The organism is Acinetobacter seohaensis (assembly GCF_056431365.1).
In genome coordinates this window covers 1-16,139 of the sequence record NZ_JBWKMK010000137.1, presented here as the reverse complement: position 1 = coordinate 16,139, position 16,139 = coordinate 1, and the positions used below count along the sequence as shown (strand labels likewise).

Annotated in this window: 11 protein-coding genes; 10 read left to right on the top strand and 1 reads right to left on the bottom strand. The window is 43.3% G+C overall.

What is annotated here, in order from left to right; genetic code table 11:
* Positions 1–39 precede the first annotated feature (39 nt).
* Genes AC07E5_RS12915 through AC07E5_RS12900 form a run of 4 tightly spaced genes read left to right on the top strand, consistent with a single transcriptional unit; the run spans position 40 to position 4,709 of the window.
* Entirely contained in the window at positions 40–2,175 is a 2,136-nt protein-coding gene (locus tag AC07E5_RS12915) for a type IV pilus secretin PilQ (RefSeq protein ID WP_498625617.1), read from the top strand.
* A gap of 37 nt (positions 2,176–2,212) precedes the next feature.
* A complete protein-coding gene (aroK, locus tag AC07E5_RS12910) occupies positions 2,213–2,755 on the top strand; it encodes a shikimate kinase AroK (RefSeq protein WP_004974468.1) in 543 nt (180 codons plus the stop codon).
* Between the two features lie 18 nt (positions 2,756–2,773).
* Entirely contained in the window at positions 2,774–3,853 is a 1,080-nt protein-coding gene (aroB, locus tag AC07E5_RS12905) for a 3-dehydroquinate synthase (protein ID WP_154320250.1), read from the top strand.
* Positions 3,854–3,863: 10 nt separating this feature from the next.
* Positions 3,864–4,709: a hypothetical protein gene (locus AC07E5_RS12900; protein ID WP_498625604.1), complete on the top strand. Its 846-nt coding sequence runs from the start codon at positions 3,864–3,866 to the stop codon at positions 4,707–4,709.
* A 58-nt stretch (positions 4,710–4,767) separates the two neighbouring features.
* On the opposite strand, the gene tnpA is transcribed toward AC07E5_RS12900, so the two are convergent.
* A complete protein-coding gene (tnpA, locus tag AC07E5_RS12895) occupies positions 4,768–5,166 on the bottom strand; it encodes an IS200/IS605 family transposase (RefSeq protein ID WP_178319366.1) in 399 nt (132 codons plus the stop codon).
* A 39-nt stretch (positions 5,167–5,205) separates the two neighbouring features.
* On the opposite strand from tnpA, the gene AC07E5_RS12890 reads away from it, so the two are divergent.
* The 6 genes from AC07E5_RS12890 to AC07E5_RS12865 all read left to right on the top strand — a co-directional run bounded on the left by AC07E5_RS12890 (position 5,206) and on the right by AC07E5_RS12865 (position 15,696).
* The gene (locus tag AC07E5_RS12890; protein ID WP_178319367.1) at positions 5,206–6,423 is read left to right on the top strand and encodes an RNA-guided endonuclease TnpB family protein; all 1,218 of its coding nucleotides are present in this window, start codon (positions 5,206–5,208) and stop codon (positions 6,421–6,423) included.
* A gap of 711 nt (positions 6,424–7,134) precedes the next feature.
* Positions 7,135–11,610: a glutamate synthase large subunit gene (gene gltB / locus AC07E5_RS12885; RefSeq protein WP_498625602.1), complete on the top strand. Its 4,476-nt coding sequence runs from the start codon at positions 7,135–7,137 to the stop codon at positions 11,608–11,610.
* A 90-nt stretch (positions 11,611–11,700) separates the two neighbouring features.
* A complete protein-coding gene (locus tag AC07E5_RS12880) occupies positions 11,701–13,122 on the top strand; it encodes an FAD-dependent oxidoreductase (protein ID WP_498625601.1) in 1,422 nt (473 codons plus the stop codon).
* Between the two features lie 291 nt (positions 13,123–13,413).
* Positions 13,414–14,004 carry a LemA family protein gene (locus AC07E5_RS12875; protein WP_019836149.1) on the top strand — a complete coding sequence of 197 codons (591 nt, stop codon included), beginning with the start codon at positions 13,414–13,416 and terminating at the stop codon, positions 14,002–14,004.
* 19 nt (positions 14,005–14,023) lie between these two features.
* Positions 14,024–15,142 (top strand): TPM domain-containing protein, encoded by a 1,119-nt coding sequence (locus tag AC07E5_RS12870; RefSeq protein ID WP_498625600.1) that lies wholly within the window; start codon positions 14,024–14,026, stop codon positions 15,140–15,142.
* Positions 15,136–15,696, top strand: a complete 561-nt coding sequence (locus tag AC07E5_RS12865) for a TPM domain-containing protein (RefSeq protein ID WP_498625599.1) — start codon at positions 15,136–15,138, stop codon at positions 15,694–15,696. The genes AC07E5_RS12870 and AC07E5_RS12865 overlap by 7 nt, the downstream gene beginning before the upstream one ends.
* Positions 15,697–16,139: the final 443 nt, after the last annotated feature.

Here is a 16,139-nt window from a genome sequence, read left to right as displayed (position 1 = left end):
AACAGTGTGAAAGATTTTATTTTTGGGGATGGTAATACAATGAACAATTTGTTCCGTCAGTTTTCAATGGGCGCAGTCGCAATGGCAGTGATGCAAGTTGCCAATGCCCAAGTCAGCATTACCAACATCGTACCCATGCAAATTCCGGGACAGGGCACCGAAATTCGTGTCATGTTTAATGGTTTGCCACCTCAACCTGCAGCATATCAGCTGGAACAACCTTCCCGCTTGATTTTAGATTTTGATAAAGCGCAACAAACGCTGAAGCAAAACAGCGTTGCAGTCGCGACCAAAGAAGCCAGCTCTGTAGAGGTAAGCTCAGATGCACAGCGTTCACGTTTAACTGTGAATTTGGCAGATGCGGGCGCATTTACCACGCGTGTTGAAGGCAACACCTTTATTTTAAAAATCAACTCAACAACGGCAACCCCTGTGGCTGCCGTGACTGCCCAACGTAGCGCACAAGGCGTATCCAATATTGGTTTCCAGCGTGGCGGTGAAGGCGAAGGTCAGGTGGTGATTGATCTACTTGGTAGCAATACTCCTGTAGATGTGCAGCAGCAAGGCAGCAAAATTGTGGTACGTACTTTAGGCAATAAAGTACCTGCACATTTAGCACGTCGTTTAAATGTAAATGACTTTGCAACACCTGTATCGACCATTGATGCACACAATGATGGTAGCAATGGCGTGATTACTATTCAAGCTGCAGGCAGCTATGAATATATGGCATATCAGGCAGAAGACAAGCTAACCATCAGCTTAAAACGCCCTGTCGATAAAAACCCGTTTAAACCACGTGCAGCTCAAAGCTATACAGGCAAAAAGATTTCACTAGATTTCCAAGACATCGAAGTGCGTCGTGTATTGCAGTTATTGGCTGATTTCACAGGCATTAACATGGTGGCAGCAGACACTGTGCAAGGCAACATTACCTTACGTTTAAAAGATGTACCTTGGGATCAGGCGTTAGACATTATCCTGAAAACCAAAAATTTGGATAAGCGTCGTAATGGCAACGTGATTTGGATTGCACCTGTTTCTGAATTGATTAAAGCCGAAGAAGAAGAAGCCAAAGCGATTGCGCAAAGTGTGAAATTGGCGCCACTACAAACTGAATATATTCAATTGAACTATGCCAAAGCGGCAGATATTGAAAAACTAATTACGCAAGGCAAGAATGCATCACGTGGTGGTTCAAATACCAATACAGGTACTGATCCATTAGGCGATAGCGTTGGTAGCTTGTTGAGTCCACGCGGTACAGTGTCGGTAGATCCACGTACCAATACCTTAATCATCAACGATACATCGGCAAAAATTGATCAGATTCGTCAAATGATTGATTTGCTAGATGTATCTGTGAAGCAGGTGATGATTGAAGCACGTATTGTTCGTGCAACCACAGATTTCACCAAGGAAATGGGGGTGAAGTGGGGCATCTTGTCACAAGGGATTACCAATAATAACCACTTGTTGGTGGGTGGTAGCGATACGACTTTGTGGAACTTGCGTGAACCAGAAAAAGATAGTGATACGGGTGGTTGGAAGTACGAAATTGAACGTCCACAAAACCTGAATGTCGATTTGGGTGTGACCAGTCCAGGTGCCAGCCGTATTGCATTTGGTTTAATCAGCTTGTCTGACTTTATGCTCGATTTGGAGTTGTCGGCATTACAAGCAGATGGTTACGGTGAAGTGATTTCGACACCAAAAGTTCTGACTGCAGATAAGCAAAATGCCAAAGTGGCATCGGGTACGCAAATTCCGTATCAATCTTCTGAAGGTGGTGGTGTCAATGCCGTATCTACTACAGAATTCATTGATGCGACTTTAAGTTTGGATGTGACCCCAAGTATCACGCCTGACGGTAAAGTCCAAATGCAATTAAATATCACCAGTGACTCACCAGGTGCACCTACACCTACAGGTCAGCTCACCATTAACAAGAACGCGGTGAATACCAACGTTTTGGTAGATAATGGTGAAACTGTGGTCTTGGGTGGTATTTTTGAGCAACAAACGGCTAACTCACAAACCAAAGTTCCATTCTTGGGCGATATTCCTTATATCGGACGTTTATTCCGTAAAGATATCAAGTCGGACAACAAACGTGAGTTACTGATTTTTGTTACACCACGAATTGTTAATGACAGTGTTTCAAGAAATCATTAATATATTTTCAATTTAAACAAAATTTATAGGTGACTCCTTGCTAAGCAAAGAGTTTGACACCCTACCAAATATCTATTTGGTAGGGCCGATGGGGGCAGGCAAGACCACTGTAGGACGCCATTTGGCGGAATTGTTAGGGCGTGAATTTCTAGACAGTGATCATGAAATTGAACGCAAAACTGGCGCTACGATCCCTTGGATCTTTGAAAAAGAAGGTGAACAAGGGTTTCGTAGTCGTGAAACAGCGGTTATTGATGAGTTAACCACACGGCATAAACTTGTACTTGCTACAGGTGGCGGCGCGGTGACTCAAGCCCCGAATCGAGACTTCTTAAAACAACGTGGTATTGTTGTTTATCTATATACCCCTGTCGAAATTCAACTTCAGCGAACTTATCGCGATAAAAACCGTCCTTTACTTCAAGTCGAAAACCCCGAACAAAGATTACGTGATTTGCTTGCAGTGCGTGATCCGTTGTATCGTGAGGTGGCGCATTATATTATTGAAACCAATCAGGGTGCTGCGCGAGATTTGGCGCAAAAAATCTTAAATACGATTGTTTCAGAGCAAATATCTTAGGTAGAAAGCGACTTTTTCATGCAGACTTTACACGTTGAACTCGGCGATCGCCGTTACCCTATTTTTATTGGCAGTGATCTTCAGCCCCAAGAATTACTTGCACTTTATATTAAAGGTCAGCAAGTCATGATAGTGACTAATACCACGGTTGCACCTTTGTATTTAAGTCACTATGTGACGGCTGTTGAAGCACTTGGTAAGAAAGTGGCAACCTGTATTTTGCCTGATGGAGAAAAATACAAAGATATTCAGCATCTCACTCTTATTTTTGATGCCTTGCTGGAAGCTGGTTTTAACCGTGATTGTACGGTGCTGGCTTTGGGCGGTGGCGTGATTGGCGATATGGCAGGTTTTGCTTCGGCAAGTTTTCAGCGTGGAGTGTACTTCATTCAAGTACCGACCACTTTATTGTCGCAGGTCGATTCAAGTGTCGGTGGCAAAACAGGGATTAATCATCCATTGGGTAAAAACATGATTGGCGCGTTTCAGCAACCCCAAGTGGTGCTGGCCGATATGTCGCAACTGAATACTTTACCTGAGCGCGAGTTGTCTGCAGGCTTAGCCGAAGTCATTAAATATGCGCTTTTGGGTGATGTCGAGTTTCTAGAATGGCTTGAAACGCACATGGAAGCATTAGTGGCGCGTGATCCTGCTGTACTGGCAGAAGCGGTATATCGTTCATGTGCACATAAAGCACGTATTGTTGCTAATGATGAAAAAGAGCAAGGTGAACGCGCTTTATTGAATCTTGGGCACACCTTCGGACACGCGATTGAATCTTATTTGGGCTATGGTAAATGGTTACATGGTGAAGCTGTTGCGACAGGGATGGTGATGGCAGCCGATTTATCACAGCGTATGGGCTGGATTTCTGTCGCAGATGTAGAGCGTACAAAAAATATCATTTCTCGTGCCAATTTACCGATAGTATGTCCGCAAATTCCACTGGATCAGTTTTTGGCTTATATGGCACACGATAAAAAAGTGCTGAATGGTCAATTACGTTTGGTGCTCATGAAGCAATTGGGTCAAGCCATCATCACCAAAGAGTTTGACTTAGAATTGATGAAACAGGCGATTTTAGCCAATCAAGCATAAAAGGCAGCATATGACAGCACTGCGTACACACTGGCAAAAAATTCAACAGTCAATTTGGTTGCTGGGCGCGGTGCTGTGTTTATTGGCGGCACTGATTTTTTGGGCGGTGACAGACCGTGAAGAACTGGTTGAAATTGAAAAACAACCAGAGTCTGAAATTGAATTACAAATTCAACCCGAAAAGGTTGCTGCAACCACCTATTTGGGTGGCTTGCAAGAAGAAGTCCGCCCTTTGGAACTCACCACGCGTTTGACGGCTTCTGGTTTGCATGAGGCTGAGTTTCGCGGTACTAAATATATTCAGGAACAAAAAAATAATAGCACGATTGAACTGTTTCGGGTCAATGATGAAAACATCATTAAAAGTTTTATTAAAAAGCAAACAGATCGGAGCAAGCTGTTTTATATCCGTTTAAGCGGTGAGGGGCAGGCTGAACAATATGTGATGTTATATGGCAGTTTTGGCAATAAACGCGACGCTGCACAGACTTTGACCGCATTGCCATTTAAATTTCCTGAAACGATTCAGCCTGTTGTGGTACAATTTGCTGACTATCGTCCTTATGTCAATGATTTAAGTGCAGATGAAATGGGGCTGAGCACTAAGCTATATGCGGTAAATTTACGTCCTGCAGCTGTGCCTAAAATAGATGAAAGTGCTTTGGCACGTCCACCTACAACCACAACGACTGCACCGACTACGCAGACTGTTGCACCGCAAAATAGTACCACTAGCACTACAATTACCCGCCGTGATCAGGAGGGTAATGTCGTTGATGTACAAAAATCACAAAGTGGTACAGCACCTGCTCAGCCAGATGCACCTGAACCTGAAGTGCGCGATCCTTTTAACTAATGTGCGGAATTCTCCATCTATAATCTGTGATTTAGATGGAGATGGATAGCACGCTATTTCATTCAGGTCTTTCTTGGTTTTGGATGTATTCCCGAATTACATCAATTGTAGCCCCGCCTGTTGTGAGTAGACAGTATGCTCTCGTCCAAAGTACAGGCTTCCAATAATACGGTTTTAGTTCTTCCTCAAATTCTTTGCGTATCAGTCGGCTTGACACTGTTTTTAGATTGTTAATGAATTTGCTTGGCATGATATTCGGGTGCATATCTAACAATATATGGACATGATCGGCTTCACCATTGAACTCGATCAAGTCAATTTCCCAATCGGTACAGTTCTTTTTTATGATTTCTTCAAGCCGATTGAGCATTTCATTTGAAAGGCATTTCTTGCGATATTTTGTTACTAACACTAAATGATATGTGAGCTTATAAACACAGTGATAATGTGATTTCATTATATTTACACTAAGCAATTAATTTGTTAAATTATAACCATGAAACAACCTTTTTTGAAAGCGTATAAATATCGCATCTATCCAAATTCTCAACAGAAAGTGCAGTTTGAAAAGCACTTCGGATGCACTCGCTTTATTTTCAATTGGGCTTTAGCTCTTCAAACCAAAGCCCATTCAGAAACTCAAAAATTATTATCAAAAAAGGATATTCAAGACCAATTGGTTGCAATGAAGAAGCAACCTGAATTTGAATGGTTGAATGAAGTAAACAGTCAATCACTTCTTAGTGGATTACTTCATCTGCATACCGCTTATAACAATTTCTTTCAGCGATTGAAGAAAGGCAAGATTGAGTTTAGGAAGATTAAAGGCTACAAGCCAAAACCTGATGAAAAACGCCCATTGAGTCATATTGTTGGCTATCCACGGTTTAAGTCCAAGAAAGTACCTCAACGGTCTTATCAATGCCCTCAACACGCAACGGTGAGCTTTGAGCATGGTTTACTACATCTACCCAAAATTAAAGGGATAAAAACTGTATTTAGTCGGACATTTGATGGGAAAATTAAAACTGTCACCATTAGTAAAACAGCAACAGGTAAGTATTATGCTTCGATCTTAGTCGAGTCTGAGTTAGAGCTTGTTGCACCAACAACAGTTCAACCCGATCAAACTATTGGAATTGATATGGGTTTGAATCACATGCTCATTCAATCTAATGGTGATAAAGTTGAAAACCCAAGATACTTACGGCACGCTCAAAATCGCTTAGCTATACAGCAAAAAATATTTGCCCGAAAACAGAAAGAATCTAAGAGTTATCAGCGTCAAAAATTAAGTGTTGCATTCATCCATGAAAAAGTGCGTTTGCAACGCTTAGACCTACATCACAAACTAACGCATCACTTGATCTGTGAAAACCAAGCGACCACGTATGCTGTAGAGGATTTAGGGATAAAAAACATGGTAAGGAATCGAAAATTAGCGAAGTCTATTTCAGATGTAGCTTGGGGTCAATTTCTTACGATATTGCAATACAAGGCGAAATGGTTTGGCAAGAATATTCTGCAAATTGGAAGATTTGTACCAAGCTCTAAAGCATGCTCATGTTGTGGATACACCATGACAAAATTGCCACTAAGCATAAGAGAATGGCAATGTCCTGACTGTGAAACAGTGCATGACCGTGATTTGAATGCAAGCCTAAATATACGCAATTTCGCTTTAGCTGATGCACTAGGACATAGTGTTGTATAAAGAGTTCCTGTACCGCCATACTGTCAGCGCAGTGCGGTATCGAAAGGTGTAATCTCTAAGATTACATGGGTCGCAAAGATTCCCCCACCATAACTCTTAGTTTGGTGGTGGGAGTATGTCAACTAATCATAAACACTTCCAATATTCTTTTAGCTCAAGTCGAGTCATTCAAATAGCTACTTGAGCTTTATCCTTTTTGTTTGTTATTTACATTGAGCTATTTTGGCTCAATTGCACCAATTTGATCTAAAAAAATGATCCTTCTCACTAAAAAATGCGTTCTAAAATGGCGCAGCATGGTGTATAAAAATAATGAAATGCACAAAAATAGTGCGAATTTGACTTAAAAATGTGATCTGATTTTACATTTTTAGGGTTCAAGCTGAGATTTGGCTCATGTGTGAATCAAAAATAAAGTTGGCATTGTTTTTGCTTTTATTGGTGCGTGAATTGAGTTGTTGTCCCTATTTTGGCGCAAAAAAGATTCAATAATTGTGCGAAACTGTCAAATTTGCCTGTTACATTAAAGTGTAAAAGTTGCGTAAATGATGGATCGGTTACTCAGGCTTTTTAATCGGCATTGATTGAAATAAATGTGTGACATTTCATTTACCCAAGGTTGATGTTTAGAGTTGTAAATTGAGTTAAATCGCAAAAACAGATTGTTTAATTGGCCCAATTGGGCAAGTAAAAGAAGGGTACGCTATGCACATGCCATCGCCTAATACTGTAGCTCCCGCTCAAGGTTTATACCAACCGGATGAGTTTAAAGATAACTGTGGTTTCGGTTTAATTGCCCATATGCAGGGTGATGCAAGCCATGATCTCGTCAAGACTGCCATTCATAGTTTAAGTTGCATGACCCACCGTGGTGGTATTGCCGCAGACGGTAAAACGGGCGATGGATGTGGTTTGCTGTTGGCGATGCCAAAGCAATTTTTCCGCGAAGAAGCAAAACGCTTAAGTGACATTACTCTGAGCGAAATTTTTGCAGTGGGTACAGTATTTCTGAACCTCGACCCTGCCTTAGCGACACATGCTAAAAATATCCTGACCAAAGAAATTGAAGCAGAAGGCTGTAAAGTATTGGCTTGGCGTGTGGTGCCAACCAATAATGAGGCATTGGGCGAAATTGCCATGCACTCTTTGCCTGCGTTTGAGCAAATTATTGTCAATTGCCCATTGGGGGTGACTGAGGTTGAATTTAACCGTAAATTATTCTTGGCACGTCGTCGTGCCGAGCAGCAATTGACTGCTGATCCATATTTTTATGTGACCACGTTATGCTCAACCGTGATCAGCTATAAAGGTTTGATGATGCCTGCAGCGATTGCAGACTTTTATACCGACCTTGCCGATGAACGTCTGGCATCACATATTGTGGTGTTCCATCAGCGCTTCTCGACCAACACTTTGCCACGTTGGCCGTTGGCACAGCCGTTCCGTTATTTAGCACACAATGGTGAAATCAACACCATTACCGCCAACCGTAATTGGGCAATGGCACGTACCCCTAAATTTGAAAATCCATTATTACCAGGTTTGACAGAGCTAAACCCAATTGTAAACCGTACAGGTTCAGACTCCTCAAGTTTAGACAATATGCTGGAAATTCTGGTGGGTGGCGGAATGGATTTATTCCGTGCCTTGCGTATGTTGGTTCCGCCTGCATGGCAGAACGTCGAAACCATTGATGCCGATTTACGCGCTTTCTATGAATTTAACTCTAAACATATGGAAGCGTGGGATGGCCCTGCAGGTTTAGTGATTCAGGATGGTCGTCATGCCATCTGTATGTTAGACCGTAATGGCTTACGTCCTGCACGTTGGGTGATCACTAAAAATGGCTACATTACTTTGGCCTCTGAAATTGGGGTGTGGGGTTATGAGCCTGAAGATGTAATTTCTAAAGGACGTGTTGGTCCTGGTCAAATTTTGGTGGTGGATACCTTTACTGGCAAAGTGCTCGATACGCAGGATGTAAATAACCATCTGAAAAGAATGCGTCCTTATCGTGAATGGTTACGTGAAAATTCAATCCGTTTACAAGGTAGCCCAGAGCTTGAAGAATATTTATGTGATCACGGTTTAAAAGGCGATGCCTTAAAAGCTGCACAAAAAATGTTTATGGTGACCTTTGAAGAACGTGACCAGTTATTGCGTCCAATTGCAGAAAGCGGTCAGGAAGCCGTTGGTTCCATGGGTGATGATACGCCAATGGCGGTATTGTCGCGTCAGGTACGCCATGTGTCGGATTATTTCCGTCAGCAGTTCGCACAGGTAACCAATCCACCGATTGACCCATTGCGTGAATCTATCGTGATGTCTTTGGAAACCTGTTTAGGCCGTGAACAAAACGTATTTGAGCAAGGTCCAGAACATGCAGACCGCTTGATTATCTCAAGTCCTGTGTTGACCAATTCTAAAATGCACCAAATTCGCACTTTGGGTCGTAAAGGCTATGAAATTGCCGACATCGATCTGAACTATGCTGAAAATGAAGGTTTGCAAGCTGCGATTCAACGGATTTGCGAAACTGCTGCACAAGCGGTGCGTGAGGGTAAAACTTTATTGGTACTCACCGATAAAAAAATCCGTGAAGGTTACTTGCCTGCCAATGCGGTCATGGCGACTGGTGCGGTGCATCACTACTTAATACAAGTCGGTTTACGTACCGATGCCAACATTATTGTCGAAACTGGCTTTGCTCGTGACCCACATCAATTTGCAGTATTGCTCGGTTTTGGTGCAACAGCGGTATATCCATATTTGGCTTATGATGTGATCAATGACTTGATTGCCAAAGGTGAGTTATTGGGTGACCCAGTCTATGCACAAAGTAATTTCCGCAAAGGCATTGAAAAAGGCTTGCTCAAAGTCTTATCAAAAATGGGTATTTCAACTGTAGCCTCTTACCGTGGTGGACAATTATTTGAAGCGGTTGGTTTGTCTGCTGAAGTGGTGAATACCTGCTTTATTGGTGTACCGAGCCGTATTCAGGGTGCTACTTTTGCCGACCTTGAAAATGATCAGAAAAAACTGGCAGACACTGCGTGGAAATCACGTAAGCCAATTGATCAGGGTGGTTTGCTGAAATTTGTCTTTGGCAAGGAATACCACGCTTTTAACCCAGATGTGATCAATGCCTTACACAAAGCAGTGCGTTCAGGCAATTATGCAGATTTTAAAGAATATGCAGAAATCGTGAACAATCGCCCTATTGCGACCATTCGTGATCTCTTTAAATTGAAAACAGACCATTCAATTGCCTTAGATCAAGTAGAATCGGTTGAGCAAATTTTGCCACGTTTTGACTCAGCGGGGATGTCTTTAGGGGCATTGTCGCCAGAAGCACATGAAGCCATTGCCATTGCCATGAACACCATTGGTGGACGTTCAAACTCAGGTGAGGGCGGTGAAGACCCAGCGCGTTACGGCACAATTCGTAATTCGAAAATTAAACAGATTGCTTCAGGGCGTTTCGGGGTAACACCTGCTTACTTAACCTCTGCAGAAGTGTTGCAGATTAAAGTGGCACAGGGTGCAAAACCGGGTGAAGGCGGTCAGTTACCAGGCGGTAAAGTGAATGGCTTGATTGCACGTTTGCGTTACTCTGTACCGGGTGTGACTTTAATTTCTCCACCACCACACCACGATATTTATTCGATTGAAGACTTGTCACAATTGATTTTTGATTTAAAACAAGTCAATCCACAAGCCATGGTGTCAGTAAAACTGGTATCTGAACCGGGTGTAGGTACAATTGCCGCAGGTGTCGCTAAAGCCTATGCCGACTTCATTACCATCTCAGGTTATGATGGTGGTACTGCAGCATCGCCATTGTCATCTATTCACCATGCAGGTTCGCCATGGGAATTAGGTTTAAGCGAGGCGCACCAAGCTTTGCGCGTGAATGACCTACGTGGCAAAGTTCGTGTGCAAACCGATGGCGGTTTAAAAACTGGCCTAGATGTCGTTAAAGCTGCAATTTTAGGTGCAGAAAGCTTTGGTTTTGGTTCAACCCCAATGATTGCTTTAGGCTGTAAATATTTGCGTATTTGTCACTTAAACAACTGTGCTACTGGTGTAGCAACGCAGCAAGATCATTTGCGTCAGGAACACTATATTGGTGAACCACAAATGCTGATCAACTTCTTCACATTTATTGCTGAAGAAACTCGTGAATGGTTAGCGGCATTGGGTGTGGCGAGCTTAAAAGACTTGATTGGCCGTACCGACTTACTGGAAATTTTACCGGGTGAAACTGAAAAACATGCACATCTTGATTTAAGTGCCTTGTTAGAATCACACCCTGCGGCAGAAGGCAAAGCGCAATACTGTCAGGTTGAAGGCAATGCACCATTTGACAAAGGCGTCTTGGCTGAAAAAATGATTGCAGAGATGTTGCCTGCAATTGAAGCAGGTACGGGCGGCGAGTATTACTTTAACGTGAGCAACTGTGACCGTTCTATTGGTGCACGTATTTCAGGTGAAATTGCTCGTCGTTATGGTAACTTGAGCATGGAACATCATCCTGTCAAAGTGAATCTTACAGGTACTGCAGGGCAATCTTTAGGTGTTTGGAATGCAGGTGGTTTGCATATCAAACTTGAAGGCGATGCCAATGACTATGTTGGTAAAGGCATGGCGGGTGGACGTATTTCCATCTTCCCACCAAAAGGTTCGCCATTCCAAACGCAGAATACGGCCATTATTGGTAATACCTGCCTATATGGTGCTACTGGTGGTAAATTATTTGCTGCGGGTACTGCTGGTGAGCGTTTTGCGGTGCGTAACTCAGGTGCCTTCGCTGTGATTGAAGGGGCAGGCGACCACTGCTGTGAATATATGACTGGCGGAATTGTCACGGTATTAGGCAAAGTGGGACATAACTTCGGTGCAGGTATGACAGGTGGTTTTGCCTATGTACTGGACTTAGATAATGACTTTGTTGACCGTTACAACCACGAACTGATTGAGCTGAACCGTATCTCAACTGAATCGATGGAAGAACATAAAGAGTTCTTGTGCCGTATTTTAGATGAACATATTAAAGAAACAGGCAGTGCGTGGGCATACAAAATCCGCCATGAGTTTGATTTCTATAGCCGTAAATTCTGGTTGGTAAAACCAAAAGCTGCAAACTTGCAGACTTTGTTAAAAACTACCCAAGCAGATCCACAATAATCCACGACTCACATTCGGCAGATGTGGATAACTTTAGACTTATACCCAGTGTAAATGTCGCGTTATCCACATCCACCTACGGAGAAAGACATGGCAGAACGCCTACATAATGACTTTCAATTTCTGGATGTAGCACGCCAAGATCCAGAGAAAAAAGATCTCGATGTCCGCAAAAATGAGTTTGTGGAAATTTATAAACCGTTTACTGCAGAAGTAGCGGCTAATCAGACCCATCGTTGTTTGGGTTGTGGTAACCCATACTGTGAATGGAAATGCCCTGTGCATAACTACATTCCAAACTGGCTTAAACTAATTTCGGAAGGTCGTATTTTTCAGGCAGCAGAATTGTGTCATCAAACCAATACCTTGCCTGAAGTCTGTGGACGTGTTTGTCCGCAAGACCGTTTGTGTGAAGGCGCATGTACCTTGAACGATGGCTTTGGTGCAGTCACCATTGGTAATGCTGAAAAGTACATCAATGATACTGCTTTTGCTTTGGGCTGGCGTCCAGACATGTCGCATGTGAAGTGGACCGATAAAAAAGTGGCGATTATTGGCGCAGGGCCTGCGGGTTTGGGCTGTGCCGATATTTTGGTGCGTAACGGAGTAAAGCCTGTAGTCTTTGACAAACGCCCTGAAATTGGTGGCTTGCTGACCTTTGGTATTCCAGAATTTAAAATGGAAAAAGACGTGATGAAACGCCGCCGTGAAATTTTCTCGGGCATGGGGGTTGAATTCCGTTTAAATACTGAAATTGGTACAGATATCACCATTGAACAACTGCTTGCAGATTACGATGCGGTATTTATGGGCATGGGCACATACACCTATATGAAAGGTGGCTTTGCCGGTGAAGATTTAGATGGCGTTTATGATGCGCTGGATTTCTTGATTGCCAATGTTAACCGTTGCCAAGGTTGGGAAAAAGACCCAGCAGAATACATCAGTGTTGAAGGCAAGAAAGTGATTGTACTGGGTGGTGGTGATACTGCCATGGACTGTAACCGTACTTCAATTCGTCAAGGTGCGCAAGAAGTGACCTGTGCCTACCGTCGTGATGAAGCCAATATGCCAGGTTCACGCCGTGAAGTGACCAATGCCCGTGAAGAAGGGGTGAATTTCTTATTCAACCGTCAACCAATTGAAATTGTCGGAGAAAATGGCAAGGTCACAGGTGTAAAAGTGGTGACCACGCAATTGGGTGAGCCAGACAGCCGTGGTCGTCGCAGCCCAGAGCCTGTTCCAGGTTCCGAAGAAGTTTTAGCTGCAGATGCCGTTTTGCTTGCTTTTGGTTTCCGTGCCAGTCCTGCAGATTGGTTTGCCTCTGCCAATGTTGGGGTTGACGGTTCAGGTCGTGTAGTGGCAGCAGAACAGCAAACATTTAAGTTCCAAACAACTAACCCGAAAATTTTTGCAGGGGGCGATATGGTGCGTGGTTCTGATTTGGTTGTGACTGCAATTTGGGAAGGTCGTCAGGCGGCAGAAGGTATTTTAGATTATTTAGAGCTCTAAACGAGTTTGCTTTGCTTAGATCTAGAAAGGGCTGAGTTTTAAGGAATTCAGTCCTTTTTTATTGGATATTTTATCCAGCTCATCTTCTTCTGGTATATATTCCCAACCTTGAACCATATATGACGTAAGAGAAGTACCATCAATATTAATTCAATCTGCTGTACAAGGTTATTGTTTGATGTAAACAGTTTGGTGATTCGCTCGATTAAACAAAATACACAAACAGGTCAGAATTTCACGTTAGAATGAAATCATTTCAAACAAATACAAAGAAAATTTAGAGGTTAATCTATGAATTTCACAAAAAAAACCATGCTTGCGGTGGCTTTAACCAGTACTTTGACATTAAGCGGCTGTGGCTATAACACCTTACAAGTGAAAGATGAAGCAGTAACAGCATCTTGGTCAGAAGTCCAAAACCAATATCAACGTCGTGCTGACTTAGTGCCAAACTTGGTGAATGTGGTCAAAGGCTATGCTAAACACGAAGAACAGGTATTAACTGAAGTGACTCAGGCACGTGCCAATGTCGCAGGCTTAAAAGTGGATAAGTCGGTATTGGAAGACCCTGCGTTATTCCAGAAATATCAAGAAGCACAGGCGCAAATGACCAGTGCCTTATCACGTTTAATTGCGGTGTCTGAAAATTATCCAGACTTAAAAGCCAATGAGCAATTCCGTGATTTACAAGTACAACTAGAAGGCACAGAAAACCGTATTGCCGTGGCGCGTAACCGTTACATCAGCACAGTGCAAGACTTTAACAGCTATGCACGTCAGTTCCCGCAAGTGATGACCGCAAAAGTCATTGGTATGGACACCAAACCAAACTTCAGTGCCGAACAAAGCGCACAAACAGCACCGAAAGTTTCGTTTGAATAACGCCTAGGAGGATGCCTGGATGCTGCAATTGCACAGCAAGACCTGTATAAATCTAGTGCAGATGCTGCTGCTGATGGTTGTCATGTGTTTTAGTGGCTTGGCATATAGTGAAGTTACCACCGCAACCGATGAAACTGCCGAAGCTGTGGTGCTGGGTAAAATTGTGCAGCAACAGCATCCTCAAAGTGCCAACCCTATCCCAGATCTTGCAAACTCACGTCAGCCTACATCGAGCACTCAGCAAGCACCTGCGGAAACACCAGTTCAGCAACCGCAAATTGCCAATGATATGGCAGAGGGTGAATCCATCCGTGCTTTGCCGACCTTGAATCAGCCCGTGGTCGATCAAGCCAATTTGCTCACTGCTGCAGAAAAACAGCAAATCAGCCAGCGGATTTTAAATTTACATCAACACGCCAAAGCACAAATTGGTGTGGTGATTGTACCGACCACAGGGCAGGAAGATATTTTTGATTTTGCCATGCGGGTCGCAGAACAATGGCAGCTCGGTTCTGCCAAGCAAGACAATGGTGTGTTAATGGCAATTGCAGTCAATGACCGCCGTATTCAGATTTTAACGGGTTATGGTTTAGAGGGTGTGCTGCCCGATATTGTGGTCAGTCGGATAATTAACCAGCGTATTACCCCCTATTTTAAACAAGCGCAATATGCTCAAGGCATTGACGCAGGCTTGGCAGAAATTGAACGGATTTTAAACTTAGACCCCGAAGTTGCGGCACAGGCAGCGCAAGAACTGAAACAGCGTCAGGAACAAGCCTTGCAAGAACAACAGGCGCGTGAAAAAACCTTGAGCACTGCTTTATTTATTTTAATTGCAGGGGTAATTGGCTCACTGATTGTTGGAAAACGCTTAAGTGCTTCAACTGCTGCCGTGGCAGGTACAGTGGCAGGTTTGGTCAATGGTGCAGGCTTAATCACCAGTTTAATGATTGGCGCAGGAATTTTCTTTTTACTCATCACTGCGATTGCACAGACCATTTTCCAAATTTTTTTGTCCTCTGCAGGCCGTGGAGGCGGACATGGTGGCGGTGGTTTTGGCGGCGGCGGTTTGGGTGGCGGTGGCTATAGCGGCGGCGGTGGCGGCTTTGGTGGGGGAGGAGCATCAGGATCATGGTAACAACAACCGATACAACAGAGATTATTACTCAACCCAAAACAGAAACGGTGACGCGACCCTGTTTCAAGCGTTGGCTGAAGCATTTTTTTTATTTGCCTGCCACCAAGCGTTTTTTTAATGCGCAGGATCAACATGCAATTGCAGAAGCAGTGACTGCTGCCGAACAGGGGCATGTGGGGGAAATTCAGGTGGTGATTGAAGGCTGTTTACCATCGCGTATGGCTTATTATGTCGATACCCATGCCCGCGCGCGTCAGTTATTTGCAGAATTAGGTGTTTGGGACACTGAATTGAACAGTGGGGTTTTGCTGTACCTGAATTTGTGTGAGCGCAAAGTGGAAATTGTGATTGACCGTGGGATTAAAACTGCGACCACGCAACAAGTGTGGGATGAAGTCTGTGCGCATATTGTGCAGGGTTTGGCACAGCAGCAGTATCGACAAGCAGTGATAACAGGTGTGCAAGAAATTGGTGAAATTTTGGATGCTTTTTATGACCGTCAGTTGCTTGATCAGCAAAATGAATTGAGCAATGCGCCGATTATTTTGGGGTGAGAGCTGTTAGTATTCTTCTCTTTTTCAACCCCCTCCTTGCACCATACATGGCTCACCTTTTTCAAAGGGGGAAGTTTGCACAAGTTTATTTGGGAGATGTGCCAAAAAGTGAAAACTTGCGTATTTTTAACTTTTTTACATGAAATTAATTTTTATAATGAATGTTCTTCTCTTTTCTAAAGAGAGGCTAGGAGAGATTTTTTTAATATGGGTGGCTTTCACTACATTTGACTTACTTTTTCAAAAAGGGAAACCACATCAGCACAAAAGATAATCACCGCACATAAGATAAATTTGATGAAATTTAGATCAAAAAGGTTTTGTTGCACAAAGATTTAAAAGACAGCACCTGCTTATCTGAACAGAACTCAAGTGACAACTTGGGTATGAGGACGACCTAATTCTGTAAATCTGTTTAATACTGCTATGCGTGCATGAATCTG